This window comes from Bacillus sp. DWP3-1, assembly GCF_049896565.1.
Taxonomy (GTDB): domain Bacteria; phylum Bacillota; class Bacilli; order Bacillales; family Bacillaceae; genus Bacillus.
The window spans coordinates 111,554-127,436 of sequence record NZ_JAFCUN010000007.1 but is presented as its reverse complement, the minus strand read 5'-3'; the positions used below and the strand labels follow the sequence as shown (position 1 = coordinate 127,436).

The window sequence follows — 15,883 nt, the reverse complement described above, 5'->3', positions numbered from 1 at the left end:
TGCCAGCCTCCTTTTTGTTCATGATGGTTTATGATATGAAAAGAGTGAGGAAAGGTGCCTATGTTATTTCAATCAGATAGGAGAACGGGAACGTGATAGGAAAATAGCTATTTCCCTTTATTTTCGCTAGAATATGAGTACATAAGAAAGGTGTTGTGGAACGTGGAGATTCAGTTTTTAGCAGGCAGATCGGGGAGTGGAAAAACGACTGCAATCTTAGAGGAAATCAAAGAACAGCTTCGGCTTGATCCGTTGGGTCCGCCAATCATTTTTTTAGTCCCGGATCAAATGACATTTTTAATGGAATATGAGCTTGCAAAAACGTCTGAAGCTGGCGGAATGATCAGGGCCAAAGTATTTAGTTTCACACGTCTTGCTTGGTCTATTTTACAGCAGACTGGCGGAGCGAACCGGCAATTTGTGACAAGCACAGGAATTCAAATGCTTTTAAGAAAAGTGATTGAAGAGCAGAAAGAAAAGTTTAAAGTGTTCAAAAAAGCGAGTGATAAGCCGGGATTTGTGGAGCAAATTGAAAAGACGATGGCTGAATTCAAAAGGTATTGTATGTTGCCGGAGGATATTGAAAAAATTTCAATGTCGAGCATGTATTCAGAGTATACAGAAGAAAGACGGGCAGCCGAAAAATTGCATGATCTGCATGTTCTTTATCAGCAGATGGAGCAGCATTTACAAGATGAATATGTGCACTCAGAAGACTATTTGACACTTCTCACGCAGCAAATTCCTTCATCTGAAGAAATAAAAGGAGCACACATTTATATAGATGGTTTTTATCAATTTACACCGCAGCAACTTCTTGTCATTGAACAGCTCTTGCTGCATGCAGCAAAAATAACTGCTGCTTTCACAGTGGATCGCTCCTATCATGATAGGCAGCCAAATGAACTTGATTTATTTCGTATGACAGGGAAAACGTATTTCCAGCTCTATCAGCTTGCTAGAGAGTGCGGAGCTGACATTTCTGAAAACGTTTTGGAAAGAAATAAACGGCACATTTATACACCAGATCTTGCTTATTTAGAACACCAATATGAGCAGAGACCAGTGCAGCCATATCAGGAAAACACCCCTCATCTCACAGTGTCTAAAAGTGCAAATAAACGAGCTGAAATTGAGGGTGTAGCCAGAGATATACTTGATTTAGTGAGAGAAAAAGGACTTAGATTGAGAGATATCTCGATTGTTGCACGACATGTAGACGACTATAAAGATACATTAAAAGAGGTTTTTCGAGATTACGATATTCCTTTTTTTATTGATGGAAATGAATCGATGCAGTATCATCCGCTCATTGAATTGATTCGTTCGAGCTTGGATGTCATAAAGGGAAACTGGCGGTATGAAGCGGTATTTCGCTGCGTGAAAACAGAGTTCTTATTTCCGCTTGAACTCGCTAAGAACAAAGCGAGAGAGCAGGCAGATCAGCTCGAAAACTATTGTATTGCTTATGGTGTAAAAGGAGAACGCTGGACAAACGGTTCCCGGTTTCATTACAGGCGCTTCCAATCATTAGATGAGGATTTTGGACAAACAGATCAAGAAATTGAAATGGAACAAATGCTAAATGACGTCAAAGAATGGATCGTGCCCCCGCTTTACCAGTTGCAGAAAAGGCTCAAAAAAGCGCAAAAGGTAAGAGACATGGTAGAGGCTGTCTATGTCTTTTTAGAAGAGATACAAGTACCAGATAAGCTTGAAAAAGCGAGGCTTGAGGCTGAAGAAGCAGGGAGATTAGCTGAAGCAATGCAGCACGGACAAGTATGGGATGCGGTTATTCAATTAATGGATGAATTTGTTGAAATGCTAGGTGAAGAAGAGCTCTCATTTCCTTTATTCCAACAAATGATGGATACAGGATTAGCTTCTCTAAAATTCGCTTTGATTCCGCCTTCACTCGACCAAGTATTTATTGGAAGTATGGATTTATCGAGAATGTATCAAGTGAAGTGTACGTTTATCGTTGGTGTAAATGATGGCGTTATTCCCGCACGCCCCTCTGATGAGAGTGTATTGTCTGAGGATGACCGTGAATGGTTAAAACGAGCAGGAGCAGAGCTGGCAGAGACAGGAAAGGAACGGCTGCTAGATGAGCAATTTTTAATTTACCAAGCGTTATCGAGTCCATCACGTCATTTGTATCTATCCTATTCGGCTGCTGATGCAGAAGGACGTTCTCTTTTGCCTTCGACACTTATCAAGTATTGCCAAGAGCTTATGCCAAATCACCAGCAGGCTCTTTATGTGTTAGATCCAGAACAACTGGATGACGAGGAGCAATTAAAATTTGTAGCGAATGAGCATGTTTCGTTATCGTATACCGTCTCACAGCTGCAGCAATGGCTCAATCAATATCCCATTAGTGGTGTATGGTGGAGTGTCTATAACTACTTAATGACATCTCCTCATCGGGATGTATCAAAAAACATCATGTCAAGTTTGTTTTTTACAAATCGAGCGAAGCCATTAAAGCCTAATGTCACAAAAGAGCTTTATGGTGATCATATTCAGGGCAGTGTTTCAAGAATGGAGAAATTCAATGCGTGTGCATTTTCTCACTTTGCTTCCCATGGGTTAAAACTAAAGGATCGACAATTTTACAAATTGGAAGCACCTGATATCGGCCAGTTGTTTCACTCGGCTTTAAAACATATTTCAGATACGCTTGTTGAACAAAAAAAGGATTGGAAAAACCTAACGAAGGAAGATTGTGTCACTTATTCAAAACATGCGATTGAACAGCTTGCTCCGCGTCTTCAAAAGGAAATTCTATTAAGCTCTAATCGGCATGCTTATATTAAAGAAAAGCTCCAGAAAATCTTGATTCGAGTCTCTTCTATATTAAGTGAACATGCCAAAGTGAGTGGATTTTCTCCAGTAGGGCTAGAGTTAGGTTTTGGGGGGCAAGGGCCATTGCCGCCGTTTACTTTTCAATTAAAGAATGGCTGCACGATGGAGCTTGTCGGAAGAATTGACCGGGTAGATAAAGCAGAAGGTTCAAAAGGGCTGCTCTTGAGAATAGTCGACTACAAATCCAGTGAGAAAGGTCTTGACTTAGCAGAAGTATACTATGGGCTGGCCTTGCAAATGCTCACTTACTTAGACCTGACCATTACGTATTCGAAAGAGTGGCTCGGGGTTGAAGCGACGCCTGCTGGCATTTTATATTTCCATATCCATGATCCGCTTATTCAAGCACCTATTCCGCTTGCAGAGGATGACATTGAGCAGGAAATATTCAAGAAATTTAAAATGAAGGGTTTATTGCTTGAAGATGTAGAAGCAGTAAAGCTCATGGATCAAACGCTTGATTCAGGTAGATCACAAGTCATTCAAGCCGGCTTGAAAAAGGATGGGTCTTTCCGTTCTGACTCTGCAGTTTTAAGTGAAGATCATTTCCATATACTCACACAACACGTTCGGCGCACATTTGAAGAAGCAGGCGAAAGAATTACAAATGGAGAGGTCGCAATTAATCCATATAAATTGAAGGATCAAACACCTTGCCGCTTTTGTTCATTCAAGTCTATTTGCCAATTCGATGAATCAATAGAGGATAATGATTTTAGGGTGCTCACCTCTGAGAAAGATGATGTTGTGATAGACCGGATCAAAAAAGAAGGGGATCAGTATGCAAATACCAAAACCGAATAACAGTACGTGGACGGATGACCAATGGGAAGCCATCGTTTCAGAAGGACAAGATATCTTGGTTGCGGCGGCGGCAGGGTCAGGAAAAACAGCTGTTTTGGTTGAACGGCTGATTCGAAAAATGACCCGGCCTGAACATCCAGTTGATGTGGACCGTCTGCTCGTTGTGACTTTCACAAATGCATCTGCGGCAGAGATGAAGCATCGGATTACAGAAGCACTTGAAAAAGAATTAGCCAAAAACCCTGGGTCCCTTCATATGAGAAGGCAGCTGTCCCTCATGAATCGTGCCAATATTTCTACCTTGCACTCCTTTTGCTTGCAGGTTTTGCGCACCTTTTACTATGAAATTGATCTTGACCCAGGCTTTCGTTTGGCAGATCAAACAGAAGGAGAATTATTAGGAGATGAAGTGTTAGATGAACTGTTCGAGGATGAATATAAGGCTGGAAAGCCATCATTCTTTGAACTGGTTGATCGTTACACTTCTGACCGCCATGACTTAGATTTGCAATGGCTTGTGAAGAGAATTTATGAGTTTTCTAGGTCTCATCCTTTACCTGAGCAATGGATGAGGGCATTCCTTTCACTTTATGATGTAGATGCACTAACAAAAGTAGAAGAATTACCGTTTTATCCATATATCAAAGAAGATCTTTCTCTCGTTCTCCGGAGCTGCCAGGAGCTGCTTGAACGAGCTCTTTCGCTATCAAAAGAGCCGGGCGGCCCAGCACCGAGAGCAGAGAATTTTATAGATGATTTAGAGCAAGTCAATGAATTAATCCGTCATCAAGATGATTTTGAGAAGCTTTATGAGCTTTTGCCGAACGTCAATTTTAAAAGGCTCAAAACGTGCAAAGGTGACGAATATGACCCTGCTTTATTAGAAAAAGCCACTGATGCACGTAATCAAGCAAAAAAACAATTAGAAAAACTAAAAGATGAATACTTCATGCGCAGTCCTGCCCAGCATTTAAAAAGCTTAGCTGAAATGAAGCCAGTTGTGGAGACGCTTGTAGAGCTTGTGATCCAATTTGGTGAGCGTTTCGAGAGAGCGAAGCAGGAAAAGTCAATTGTCGACTTTTCGGATTTAGAGCACTATTGCTTACGCATTTTAGCGGAGCAGGATGCAGAAGGACATTTGATCGAAACAGAAGCTGCCAAGTACTATCAACAGCAGTTTGAAGAAGTGCTCGTTGATGAATACCAGGATACAAACCTCGTACAAGAAACGATTTTAAAGCTTGTGTCTAAAGGGGAACATTCTGCAGAGGGCAATCTGTTTATGGTTGGTGATGTAAAGCAGTCCATTTATCGTTTTAGACTGGCTGAGCCCATGCTCTTTTTAAACAAATATAAACACTTTCAACCAGACGGCAAAGAAACAGGGAAGAGAATTGATTTAAATAAAAACTTCCGAAGCCGTTCAGATGTTTTAGATAGTACGAACTTTTTGTTCAAGCAGCTGATGGGGGAAACAGTTGGAGAAATTGAATATGATGAACAAGCTGAATTAAAGCTTGGAGCGAGTTATCCAGAAAGCAAAGATACAACGACAGAAATGCTCCTTGTCCACTTAGATCAGCAGGAAGCGGAAACCGGCGAAGAGCGAGAAGAACTTGAGACCGTCCAATTTGAAGCGAGAATCATTGCTAAAAAAATAAGAGAATTGGTGGAGCAGCCATTTCAAGTGTACGATGCAAAACAGCAAATGACCCGTAACTTGCAGTATCGTGACATTGTCATTTTGCTTCGGTCTATGCCGTGGGCCCCGCAAATGATGGAAGAATTAAAGAAGCAGGGAATCCCAGTATATGCGAATCTTTCCTCTGGTTATTTTGAAGCAACAGAGGTGTCTGTCATTCTTTCTTTGTTAAAAGTCATCGATAATCCGTATCAGGATATTCCGCTTGCAGCTGTTTTAAGATCACCTATTGTTCATTTAGATGAAAATGAAATGGCACTTATTCGAACGAGTGATAAAAAAGGCACTTATTATGATGCTGTAAAGGCATTCATGAGTGTGACGCATTCTGATCACCCTACATGCAAAAAATTAGAGCGATTTTTCCAATTGCTGCGTAAGTGGCGTGATTTCTCCATCAATCATTCGGTGGCAGAATTAATTTGGGAAGTATACCGAGATACGCAGTATCTTGATTATGTTGGCGGGATGCCTGGAGGTAAGCAGCGGCAGGCGAATCTTCGTGCCCTTTATGATCGAGCCAAGCAATATGAAAAAGCTGCCTTTAGAGGGCTATTTCGATTCCTTCGTTTTATTGAAAGAATGCAGGAGCGTGGAGATGATCTTGGTGCGGCAAAAACGTTCAGTGAAACAGAGGACGTTGTGCGCATGATGACGATCCACAGCAGTAAAGGATTAGAATTTCCAGTCGTCTTTACTGCAGGACTCGGCAGGAACTTTAATATGATGGACTTAAACCAGTCCTACTTACTTGATAAAGAGCTAGGCTTTGGAAGCAAGTATATCCATCCAGAGCTGAGAATTAGTTATGCGACATTACCGCTTGTGGCGATGAAAAAAAAGATGAGAAAAGAGTTATTATCTGAAGAGCTGAGGGTCTTATATGTGGCGCTCACAAGGGCTAAGGAAAAATTATTTCTGGTCGGCTCTGTCAAAAATCAGGTGAAAGCATTAAGCAAATGGCAAAATGCCGCGACTGGAGAAGAGTGGCTGCTCCCTGATTTTGAACGTTATCAATCGAAAACATACTTAGATTTTATTGGCCCTGCCCTTATCCGTCATCAAGCGATGTCATCTGTTTTAGAAGAAACAGGCGATGTTGTTCTTTCGCATCCGTCTACATTCACTATCTCATTTACGCAAGCTTCTGATCTTCTAAAGGAAGATATGTCACTTGAAAAGAAGCAGCAAGACGAGGTAGTACAAGCATTGATGGATGGTCTGCCTGTTGAAGGATATGGTGATGCTGATGAGAAGGTGGCAGAGAGACTTTCATGGAAATATCCATATCTAGCGGCCTCGCAAGTCGGCACAAAGCAGTCTGTTTCCGAGATAAAAAGGATGAAAGAAATACAGGATGAGTACAGTGTTCCTTCTTCTATTCGAAAAGCTCGTGCAACATTGTATGACCGGCCGGCTTTCATGAAGAAAAAAACACTCACTGCCGCAGAACAAGGCACCGCAATGCATACAGTCATGCAGCATATCACGCTTCCTTCTGAGGAGCCCTATGATGAATCACGTATAAGGCACCTGCTCGAATCCTTACAGCAGCGAGACTTGCTAACAGATGAGCAAGTCCAGTCAATTGATCAAGAAGGAATTGCTGCTTTCTTCTCTACTTCAATTGGTCAAAAACTGCTGAAAGCGGACTGGGTAAAACGAGAGGTATCATTTAGTATGGTGTTACCTGTTAAAGAGGTATACAGTCATATTGATACTGAGGGAGAGCCTGTTCTGATTCAAGGAATGATTGACTGTTTATTTGAAACAGATGGAAAGCTATTTTTACTAGATTATAAAACGGATAGAGTGCAAGGCAGATATACAGGTGGACTTGACGCTGCTGAACCTATCTTGAAAAAGCGCTATGAAACCCAAATAGCGTTATATGCAAAAGCAGTAGAGCGTTTGACAAACAGAACATTAGAGGAGAAAATTCTCTATTTCTTCGATGGGAATTTAGAAATCTCTTTATAAATGTATCGGAATGAGAGGTGAATCACATGAGGATTCTGCATACAGCGGATTGGCATTTAGGGAAAACCCTTGAAGGTCGAAGCCGGCTTGATGAGCAAGCACAGTTTTTAGATGAACTGTATCAAATCGTGAAAGACGAACACATTGATGTCATTGTGATGGCCGGTGATGCCTTTGATACAGTGAATCCGCCTGCTAGAGCAGAGCAGCTTTTTTATGAAAGTCTATCTGCCTTATCTGATAAAGGAAAACGGCAGGTAGTGGTCATCTCAGGCAATCACGATAATCCGGATCGCTTATCAGCCGCATCTCCTTTAACAAATGATCAGGGTATTCATTTAATTGGATATCCGACAAATGACATCATCCGTGTCGATGTTCCTTCTTCGAGTGAACGTTTATCCATTGCAGCACTCGCTTATCCGTCTGAGGCTAGACTAAATGAGGTGCTGGCTGAAACATTTGAAGAGAAAGTGCTTCGTGATCATTACAATTTAAAAATTCAACAAGCGTTTCAACATTTAAGTACTCAATTCCAGCCGGATACAGTTAATATTGCAACAAGCCACATTTATGTGGCAGGAGGAAGTCAAACAGATTCAGAAAGACCGATTGAAGTAGGCGGCGCATATACCGTTGCGGCTGAAAGCCTGCCAGAAGCAGCTTGCTATGTTGCACTTGGGCATTTGCACCGCCCGCAAACGATCAAACGTGCCAAAACGATTGCCCGGTATTCTGGATCACCTCTTGCTTATAGCTTTTCTGAATCAGGCTATGCCAAATCAGTCACAATTGTAGAGGCAAAACCTAATGAAAAGGCAAGCTGGAAAGAAGTGTTTTTATCAAGCGGAAAACCACTTGTGAAATGGAAGGCGACTGAGGGACTGAGTCAAGTGCACGAGTGGCTGGATGAAAAACGTGATCTTCAGGCGTGGATTGATTTAGAGATTCATTTAACAGACCAGCTCTCTATTGAAGAGATTCATCAGCTCCGTAAGCAGCATAGTGGGTTTGTTCACATTCGACCAAAGTTCAAAGAACTACAGCAAATAGAAGAGCAAAAGCAAGTGGAAAAGCTCTCGATCGAAGAGCGGTTCGTGAAATTTTATGAGCGCCAGACAGGTGGCGGTCTACCCGATGAAAAAACAGTCAAACTGTTTTTAGAGCTAGCCAATGAAATGCAAGAGGAGGAAGCGACTTGAAGCCGATTACGCTGACCATTAAAGGACTTCATAGCTTCAGAGAAGAACAAACAATTGACTTTAGCTCATTATGTGATGCAGGTGTGTTTGGCATATTTGGACCGACAGGAAGTGGAAAGTCGTCCATATTAGACGCCATGACCCTGGCACTCTATGGCAAAGTGGAACGCGCGTTAAATAATACACATGGTATTTTGAACCAAGCGGAAGAAAAGCTGTCGGTTTCCTTTACATTTGCTTTGCAAAAGGAACACCATATTTCTTATAAAGTTGAACGTGCTTTCAAACGAGCGGATGAAATGAAAGTCAGAACGACATTATGCCGCCTGATTGAAATCGGTGATACGCAGACCGTTCTCGCAGATAAAGCGAGTGAGGTCAATCGTAAAGTAGAAGAATTACTCGGATTAACCATTGATGATTTTACGCGAGCGGTTGTCTTACCTCAAGGGAAATTTGCAGAATTTCTCTCCCTAAAAGGGGCAGACAGACGTCAAATGCTTCAGCGGTTGTTTAACTTGGAAAAGTATGGGGATCAGCTCGTCAAGCGTTTGCGTGCAAAAGCTCAGAATCAATATGGGCAAAAAAATGAACTGCTGGCTGAACTGAATGGTTTAGGGGAAGCTGGCCCAGAGGCGCTGGCAAAAGCAAAGGAAGCAGCAGAGCAGGCAAAAGCCATTTTTCATGAGAAAAAACAAGCGCGGGACGAAGCGTTCACTGCTTTTACAAAGGCGCAAGCGATCTGGCAGTATCAAAAGGAACAAGAAGCTTATGAGACTGAACAAAACAAACTGAATCTACTGGCACCATTAATGGAAGAGAAAAAGGCCAAGCTCAATATCGCAGAGCAGGCAGAGGCGCTAAAGCCCTATGCGGATGCATTAACAAAGGCTGAAAAACAGCTTTCTCAAGCATCAAAGGAGAAGCAGGAAGCAGAAAAGCAGCTGCTGCATCAACGAACGATCTATGATCAAATGACGCATGAGTATGAGCAAGCCCGGCAAAAGAAAATAGAGACTGAGCCAGAACTTCTCCAAAAGAAAGAGCAGCTGATTCATCTAAAGGAAATTGAACGAAAAAAAGAGACAGCTTTTCAGGAAAAGACAGGAATAGAACAACAAAAAAATGAAAAAACGCAGCAATTCATACAAAAGAAAAAAGAAGCGGACAATCTTCAATCTCTATTAGAGCGTGCACTGACGAAACAAACACAGCTGAAGCATGAGCTGGAGCAGTTACAAGTCTCAGTAAAAGAACGGAAAAGTGTACAGGATGCTTTACGTTTAAGTGAAAATGTTGAAAGAATAAACCGCAGCATTCAAAAAGAAAAGCAAAAGCTGGAGGAGCTCAAAAAGCGAGCCTCACAGACTTCAGAAGCATATGAAAAGCTTCAAAAACAGCAAAACGACCATCATGAAAAAATAGACCAATCGTTTCAAGCAATTGAACACCTCTATTTTTATGTATGTGAATTCGAACGAGCTCTAACAGAATGGAGTAAAAAAGAACAACATCAGAAGCTCGAAAAATTAAAACAGCGTGATGTTGTAAGGGCGGCTGAATTAAGAAAAGAATTAGCGGCAGAGCTAGTAGATGGTGAGCCATGTCCGGTTTGTGGATCAATTCATCATGATCCAAAGGCTTTGGAATCCAATGACCATGAAGAAACCGTGGCACAAGTCGATGAAGTCATTCAACGGATGGACAAAGAGCTCAAGCAGGCAGAGGAGTATGCGAGAGACATGTATGCCGCAAAGCAGCTCCTCGAAACGAATGCCAATCAATTAGTGAAACAATTCGCTTTCTTATCTCAGAAAGCCCCGGGAGCAGAAGTAGCTGCAGCAGTAGAAACCGTACAAAATCCGCAGTCTTTGCAGGATCTGATGCAAGAATGGAGAGGCATAAAGCAGGATATTCAAGAAGTTGAACGTAAACGAGCTCGTTTAATGGATGAAACGCATAATCAAGCAGCAGAGATGAGCAAGATGAAAGAGCAAATGACTTTTGAACAGCAGCGCATCGAAGAATTAGAGGTGCTGATCAAAGAGCTTCAATCTGAGCTTTCAGAGCAAACGACTCAATTTGAACAGGCCTTCCCTCATTTTACATTGAATCAAGTACAAGAGCTGCAAAAGCAAATCGATGAAAAGGACCAACAAGCGGAAGGCTATAAAGAACGTATTGAGAAAAGCATTTCGTTTTTGGAAGAAAAACAGCTAGCAAAAGAGCAGCTGCAGACAGCGATATACAATGTCGAGAAAGAACTTGATAAACTAGCGCATCAGCTAGAAAGTCAGCATCAGCTTATCCATCAATATGAAACAGATTTAGGCCGATATCCATTAAAAGCTGCCTCTATTTCTGATGAACTTATTGAGGTTGAACAATCTCTTGCTCTTCTTAATGAAAAAGAACAGCAATCGTACAAGCAATTGCAGCACGCGCAGCAGTTGTTTAGTGAGGCGCAAAGCCATTTTTCAAGCAGTGAGCGTCAGCTTCAAGAGGCGAACCGGCGAAAACAAGAAGCAGAAGCAGCATGGGAAAAAGAAACAGAATCCTCTCCTTTTCATATGCCGCAGGAAATTGAGTCTGCTTCAATGGAACAGGCAGTACGTCAATCGGTCAAACAGGAAATGGAGGAATTTGAGGATAGAAGAAAGGAATGTGCCGCAAACTTAAAGCGAATTTCTGAATTACTGAAAGAAGAGTCACTGGATGAAAAGCAGTGGACTGACATTCAGCACAGAAAAGATGCAGCTGAAAAAGCATTGGAAGAAGCGACAGCAATGAGTGGGTCCGCACATGAACACCTGCGTGTGATTGAAGAAAATCATCAGCGCTTTGCAAGTATTCACGAACGCTTGGAAGCACTGCAGCAAGAAATTGATCGCCTCGATAAACTGCAAACCGTTTTTAAAGGGAATACGTTTGTTGAATTTTTAGCAGAAGAACAGCTGGAAAGTGTCAGTCGTGATGCATCCGCCCGCTTGGGTATGTTGACGAGACAAAGATATGCGATTGAGGTCGACTCAGAAGGCGGCTTTGTTATGCGTGATGATGCAAATGGTGGTGTCAGGCGTCCTGTGTCCAGCTTGTCCGGCGGGGAAACCTTCCTGACATCGCTGGCGCTTGCCCTTGCTCTTTCTGCACAAATTCAGCTGAGAGGTGAATTCCCGCTGCAATTCTTTTTCCTTGATGAAGGATTCGGTACGCTCGATCAAGACTTGCTTGATACGGTCATTACCGCATTAGAGAAACTGCAGTCTCACAATTTAGCAGTTGGTGTGATTAGCCACGTGGAAGAATTGAAAATGAGACTGCCGAAGAAACTGATTGTCCATCCAGCAGATCCAAGCGGGAAAGGGACAACGGTCTCAATGGAATTAATGTAATTGTTGAGGTGATGACAGGGTGGCAAAGCAAACCATTGGATTATGTGAGCTGTGCGGAAGACAAAATGTCCTGCTCACAGAACACCACTTAACACCAAGAGAAGAAGGTGGGGCTTTTTTAGCGACTGCCTTCCTGTGTATCCCCTGCCATAAACAAGTGCATGCACTCTTTACAAACCAGGAGCTTGCCGCACGCTTGAACACACTTGATGCACTAAGGCAGGATGAAAAGCTTGCTTCGTACATCAAATGGATTCGAAAACAGCCGGCAAGCAAGCTGGTTAAAACAAAAAAATCGAGACAACGCAGAAAAAAATAAGCATAAAAAGCGCTCCTCTAAATGAAATGACTGTAGAGGAGCTGCTTTATGCATTGCCTACCATATTCTGATCATTTAAGTCAGGATCCACATAGTTGGTGGCGCTAATGCCATTATTTAATATCAAGAAATCTCCGGTATTTCCCGCTCCAGAGCCTAAAGCAGATTTTGACGAACTTTTAGGCGACAGGTAGAATGAGTCACCGACGTTTACGACGCCTCCAGAAATAGAGTTAATGTAAATGGGTCCGACAATTGCTGGCATAATCGACATCCTTTATTCGAAGTCATATCACCATCATATGCGTAGGTAGATCCATTTGTGAGTTTGGCGGACTTTCGTCGTTGTTAAATAACTCTCGAATATGCTTCACTCTTGCAACGCCATTCACTCCACACGTAGAGCCAATTTGAAACACAGAGGAGGAAGACACCCCTTCTACATGTATTGAAGACACTTTAATCACAGGCTTTTCATGGTAAAATGCTGTTCTGACGGATCGTTCCGGCAGCATCAATGGAATAGGCTCATAATACACTTCAAATTCTTTCGCATTTAAGTTTTCTGCTTCATTGCCATAAAACAAACTAATGGTTCGTTGAACAGCTAACACCTTAACCTTCGGGCATAGCTCCTGAGTATCACCGATTTGAACAACACTTGAAATCCCCACAGAATTCACCTTCGTGAAACTCACTTGAGATGTGCGCTTTATCATTATCGAGGTGCCAGAGGAACAAACGGGCCAATGATAAGAGATTCTGGCGGTGTATCAAAAATGGAGGATAATTGTACATGATCTGTGTCCCCGATGATAAATAGGGAAGAGGACGAAACCCCAACTACTTTAATGCATCCGGTCTCGATGTTGCGGTTGACGACTGTGAAATTCATCCGTTTTCCTCTCCTTTCGTTTCATTTGGAATATGGGCTAAGAAATGCTCAATCGCTCGTTTGACATCATGCTTCACATATTCAGCAATTTGCTCTGAACGCTGCAGCGGGGTCATATCTTCCCGGTGCGGGAGCTGTCCTGCATAGTATTTGATTCTGCTGTCAATTTGCTTGCGAATGTCCTCAATGATGTGGTGTTTGTTGCTCTCATCAAGAGACCCTTCATATCGCTGCTCTAGCTCTTCAAGAAGTTCTGGCGCTTCTTCATTTAAGAATGCGTCGACAAGCTGGCGTGTTTGATTGAAAAATTGATCAGCCATTTCTTGCTGCATCATTCCAATACCCGGGGTTGTTGTTTGGCCCACTTCAAAGTTTTGAACACTGTTTGGATCAGATGGATTGAGGCCGATGTTCAGTGTGCCTTCAAGCCGCTCGATTTTCAGTTGATCAAATTGATAATCAATCCGTTCAATCGTCGTTGTCGGTTTATCTTTGATCATTTGCATTTCCTGCTGAAGTTCGTTAAGCCTTTTTTCAAGCATCATAATTTGTTGTGTTTGCTTTTGAATGATGCCATGCACCTGTGAAGCGTTGCTTTGATAATCATACATTGACATACACCTCCGGGGATAGCAGATGAACTTAAGTTGTTGGTGACTGAAGCGGTACAAAAGGTGTTGTGATTGCGCCTTGGGATTCTTCAATTCCTTGTGTACCTGCTGCGGCAGGTGCTGCTTCTACGTAGCTGCCCGTGTTATACAGATTAGAAAGAGCTTTAATTGAACCAGCGCTCCCAATTTGCAGCACAGAGGAGTTACTGACAGACTCTACACGCAAATAATTAATTTGTATCGCTTGATTAATATAGAAGTTCAACGGATTCTCACTCCTTACAAGTTACCAACAAGCGGTTGATCAATGACATCACTGTCGTACGTATTTGTCACACTTTTATAGTTGCTAATGCGCAATTGATCACCAGTGTTAAAACTGCCTGCGCCAGCAAACGTTTTAACCTGACTATTTGGAGAAATGGTGATGCAGTCTCCAACATGAACGACTCCGCTCGTTCCGACGGCATTTACTTTAAAGGCTCCAACAATAGCCGGCATAGCGGTGCACATCCTTTATAAAAATAAGGCACTTTGTTTTTGGGCGTTTCACCATAGCTTATGATGGGTCTTTTAATGTGTGATTGTCTTTTTGAAAGCTTTTGATGAGAGGAATTAGGTGTATGGTTTACCCTTTTTTAGAGCATTCATTCGAGGTGTATTTGATGCCTTTATTTAAGAGTGTATCAAGCTCTTGACTGCACCTGATGGTTTCTTCGGCATTCATCCCGAATTTTTTTGCTGTCTCAATTAAATGTAATCTTTTTTGTTCAATTTCATAATTGATCATAACGGACGCCAACTCTCACATTTTTTATATAATAGAAGGATATGGTTAGTATACCCTATTTTTCTATAAAAAAAGCTGTTTCGTCAATATGAGTAATAAAGTGACAAAATTCGAAAGCGTCCTTACGTGCCATATATCTCTTTTCTTATTTCAGCCTGTAAATAACGTCGTCTTTTGTTGATATACTGCCGGATGACCTCTCGTTCTGATTGTAGGATGTCTTTTCGATCTCTCGTATAAGGATCATCTCCAATTCGGTTCTCGATAGAGGCATGCCATTTCTCGATGATTGGACAAAGCCGGTCTTCTAAAAAATGTGTATCGAGTACATGCTGAAAAAGCGTGTAATAGGCTCTCTTAAATGAAGGGATATCTAGTAACCTAGCAGTTAAAGTATTAAAGCCGTTTACTGGAATATAATCAAATGCCATTTCTTCTCCATGAATGTCACGGCCCCATGTCGCATCATAATCCCAAGGAAGTACTTGAAATTTTCCTTGTTCATTCACATAAAGAGCGTAGTTATGGACAAAGCCGTCAAAGTTTTGTGTGCACACGACACCAATGAGCCAGCGGAAATACTGTGTTACATCTAGGTATTGCTCAATTTTTTCTGCAAATATGTCATCTTTCGCTGTGTTGAGAAAGTAAATAAATTCACTCAGCTGCTGATCGTGTTGAGAAGTCCCCGTTTTTTTCTCGTACCCGAGGAGAAGGTGTTTTTTGGGCTTTTTATCAAACGAACTCAAAAGGGAGAAGTTGGCATCGTCATCGACTGCATAATAAATGCCGCCTCCTGAAAGCTGCCTTTTCTGAAAAAAGTGCTCATCGACGGATTCTATTTTTAAATAAATGCCTTCTTTTCTACCATTTATAGTGAGAAACACATGAGAAGCAGCAGGGCTTAGCACCCCTATCTGCTCGAAGAAATAAAAGGACAGCCTGTTTCGGATAAACGAAGGGTCATTGTACTCTGCATTTAAATGAAAGATAGATTCGCCTTGTCTTTGCTTTGGCTTACGATATTCAATTTGATAGGACTTTTTTTTCAGCTTTCTAATGTGAGACCCGCGGTATGAAGCATAAATATGTGATTTGATCTGGCCGGTTTTCAAAATGGCCTCAACAGGTTCGTCGTTCCATATGTCTTTTCTTAATTCAATCAAGTCCTTTGGATGAATCCAAATATCCATTTGCTTTAAAGGTTCTGTGGTCATGCGTTCATCATCCTCCTATGCTCTTCTTTACGATATGAAAATGAAGGAATGTCCTGTACCCGTTTGTTAGGTATTCATGGAGTTTTAAAAGAAAGGGGCATCC

Annotated in this window: 13 protein-coding genes; 5 read left to right on the top strand and 8 right to left on the bottom strand. The window is 41.9% G+C overall.

The features are described 5' to 3' along the window. Positions 1–162: 162 nt before the first annotated feature. From addB to ACP7A0_RS15580, 5 genes are read left to right on the top strand one after another with little or no spacing between them, the layout of a single operon-like run. Positions 163–3,672, top strand: coding sequence for a helicase-exonuclease AddAB subunit AddB (addB, locus tag ACP7A0_RS15600; protein WP_066031070.1), 3,510 nt, complete (start codon positions 163–165; stop codon positions 3,670–3,672). Then, positions 3,650–7,354 (top strand): helicase-exonuclease AddAB subunit AddA, encoded by a 3,705-nt coding sequence (gene addA / locus ACP7A0_RS15595; RefSeq protein ID WP_375567198.1) that lies wholly within the window; start codon positions 3,650–3,652, stop codon positions 7,352–7,354. Before addB ends, addA begins: the two co-directional genes overlap by 23 nt. Before the next feature lie 26 nt (positions 7,355–7,380). After that, positions 7,381–8,556, top strand: coding sequence for an exonuclease subunit SbcD (sbcD, locus tag ACP7A0_RS15590; RefSeq protein WP_060595952.1), 1,176 nt, complete (start codon positions 7,381–7,383; stop codon positions 8,554–8,556). Further along, a complete protein-coding gene (gene sbcC / locus ACP7A0_RS15585; RefSeq protein ID WP_426005700.1) occupies positions 8,553–11,948 on the top strand; it encodes an exonuclease subunit SbcC in 3,396 nt (1,131 codons plus the stop codon). The genes sbcD and sbcC overlap by 4 nt, the downstream gene beginning before the upstream one ends. Positions 11,949–11,967: 19 nt before the next feature. Continuing rightward, entirely contained in the window at positions 11,968–12,267 is a 300-nt protein-coding gene (locus tag ACP7A0_RS15580) for a hypothetical protein (RefSeq protein WP_060595954.1), read from the top strand. Between the two features lie 46 nt (positions 12,268–12,313). Here the strand turns inward: ACP7A0_RS15580 and ACP7A0_RS15575 are convergent, their stop codons facing one another. The 8 genes from ACP7A0_RS15575 to ACP7A0_RS15540 all read right to left on the bottom strand — a co-directional run bounded on the left by ACP7A0_RS15575 (position 12,314) and on the right by ACP7A0_RS15540 (position 15,780). Then, entirely contained in the window at positions 12,314–12,532 is a 219-nt protein-coding gene (locus ACP7A0_RS15575) for a spore germination protein (RefSeq protein WP_003211468.1), read from the bottom strand. A 22-nt stretch (positions 12,533–12,554) separates the two neighbouring features. Further along, entirely contained in the window at positions 12,555–12,986 is a 432-nt protein-coding gene (locus tag ACP7A0_RS15570; RefSeq protein ID WP_375567203.1) for a spore germination protein GerPE, read from the bottom strand. After that, positions 12,986–13,162, bottom strand: a complete 177-nt coding sequence (locus ACP7A0_RS15565; RefSeq protein WP_060595956.1) for a hypothetical protein — start codon at positions 13,160–13,162, stop codon at positions 12,986–12,988. The genes ACP7A0_RS15570 and ACP7A0_RS15565 overlap by 1 nt, the downstream gene beginning before the upstream one ends. Beyond that, entirely contained in the window at positions 13,159–13,773 is a 615-nt protein-coding gene (locus tag ACP7A0_RS15560; RefSeq protein ID WP_066031066.1) for a spore germination protein GerPC, read from the bottom strand. Before ACP7A0_RS15560 ends, ACP7A0_RS15565 begins: the two co-directional genes overlap by 4 nt. Positions 13,774–13,804: 31 nt before the next feature. Next, on the bottom strand, positions 13,805–14,038 hold the full coding sequence (locus ACP7A0_RS15555; protein WP_060595958.1) for a spore germination protein GerPB: 234 nt from the start codon (positions 14,036–14,038) through the stop codon (positions 13,805–13,807). Between the two features lie 14 nt (positions 14,039–14,052). Next, the gene (locus ACP7A0_RS15550) at positions 14,053–14,274 is read right to left on the bottom strand and encodes a spore germination protein (RefSeq protein WP_003211745.1); all 222 of its coding nucleotides are present in this window, start codon (positions 14,272–14,274) and stop codon (positions 14,053–14,055) included. A gap of 127 nt (positions 14,275–14,401) precedes the next feature. Further along, complete coding sequence (locus tag ACP7A0_RS15545) at positions 14,402–14,563, bottom strand: aspartyl-phosphate phosphatase Spo0E family protein (protein WP_012009503.1); 162 nt, start codon at positions 14,561–14,563, stop codon at positions 14,402–14,404. A gap of 122 nt (positions 14,564–14,685) precedes the next feature. Further along, entirely contained in the window at positions 14,686–15,780 is a 1,095-nt protein-coding gene (locus tag ACP7A0_RS15540; RefSeq protein WP_106031478.1) for a CotH kinase family protein, read from the bottom strand. Between the last annotated feature and the right edge of the window lie 103 nt (positions 15,781–15,883).

Excerpts from the sequence above, each read along its gene's own strand:
- addA (WP_375567198.1), top strand. The coding sequence starts at position 3,650 with ATGCAAATACCAAAACCGAATAACAGTACGTGGACGGATGACCAATGG.
- sbcD (WP_060595952.1), top strand. The coding sequence starts at position 7,381 with ATGAGGATTCTGCATACAGCGGATTGGCATTTAGGGAAAACCCTTGAA.
- ACP7A0_RS15575 (WP_003211468.1), bottom strand. The coding sequence starts at position 12,532 with ATGCCAGCAATTGTCGGACCCATTTACATTAACTCTATTTCTGGAGGC.
- ACP7A0_RS15570 (WP_375567203.1), bottom strand. The coding sequence starts at position 12,986 with ATGATAAAGCGCACATCTCAAGTGAGTTTCACGAAGGTGAATTCTGTG.
- ACP7A0_RS15565 (WP_060595956.1), bottom strand. The coding sequence starts at position 13,162 with ATGAATTTCACAGTCGTCAACCGCAACATCGAGACCGGATGCATTAAA.
- ACP7A0_RS15560 (WP_066031066.1), bottom strand. The coding sequence starts at position 13,773 with ATGTATGATTATCAAAGCAACGCTTCACAGGTGCATGGCATCATTCAA.
- ACP7A0_RS15550 (WP_003211745.1), bottom strand. The coding sequence starts at position 14,274 with ATGCCGGCTATTGTTGGAGCCTTTAAAGTAAATGCCGTCGGAACGAGC.
- ACP7A0_RS15545 (WP_012009503.1), bottom strand. The coding sequence starts at position 14,563 with ATGATCAATTATGAAATTGAACAAAAAAGATTACATTTAATTGAGACA.
- ACP7A0_RS15540 (WP_106031478.1), bottom strand. The coding sequence starts at position 15,780 with ATGACCACAGAACCTTTAAAGCAAATGGATATTTGGATTCATCCAAAG.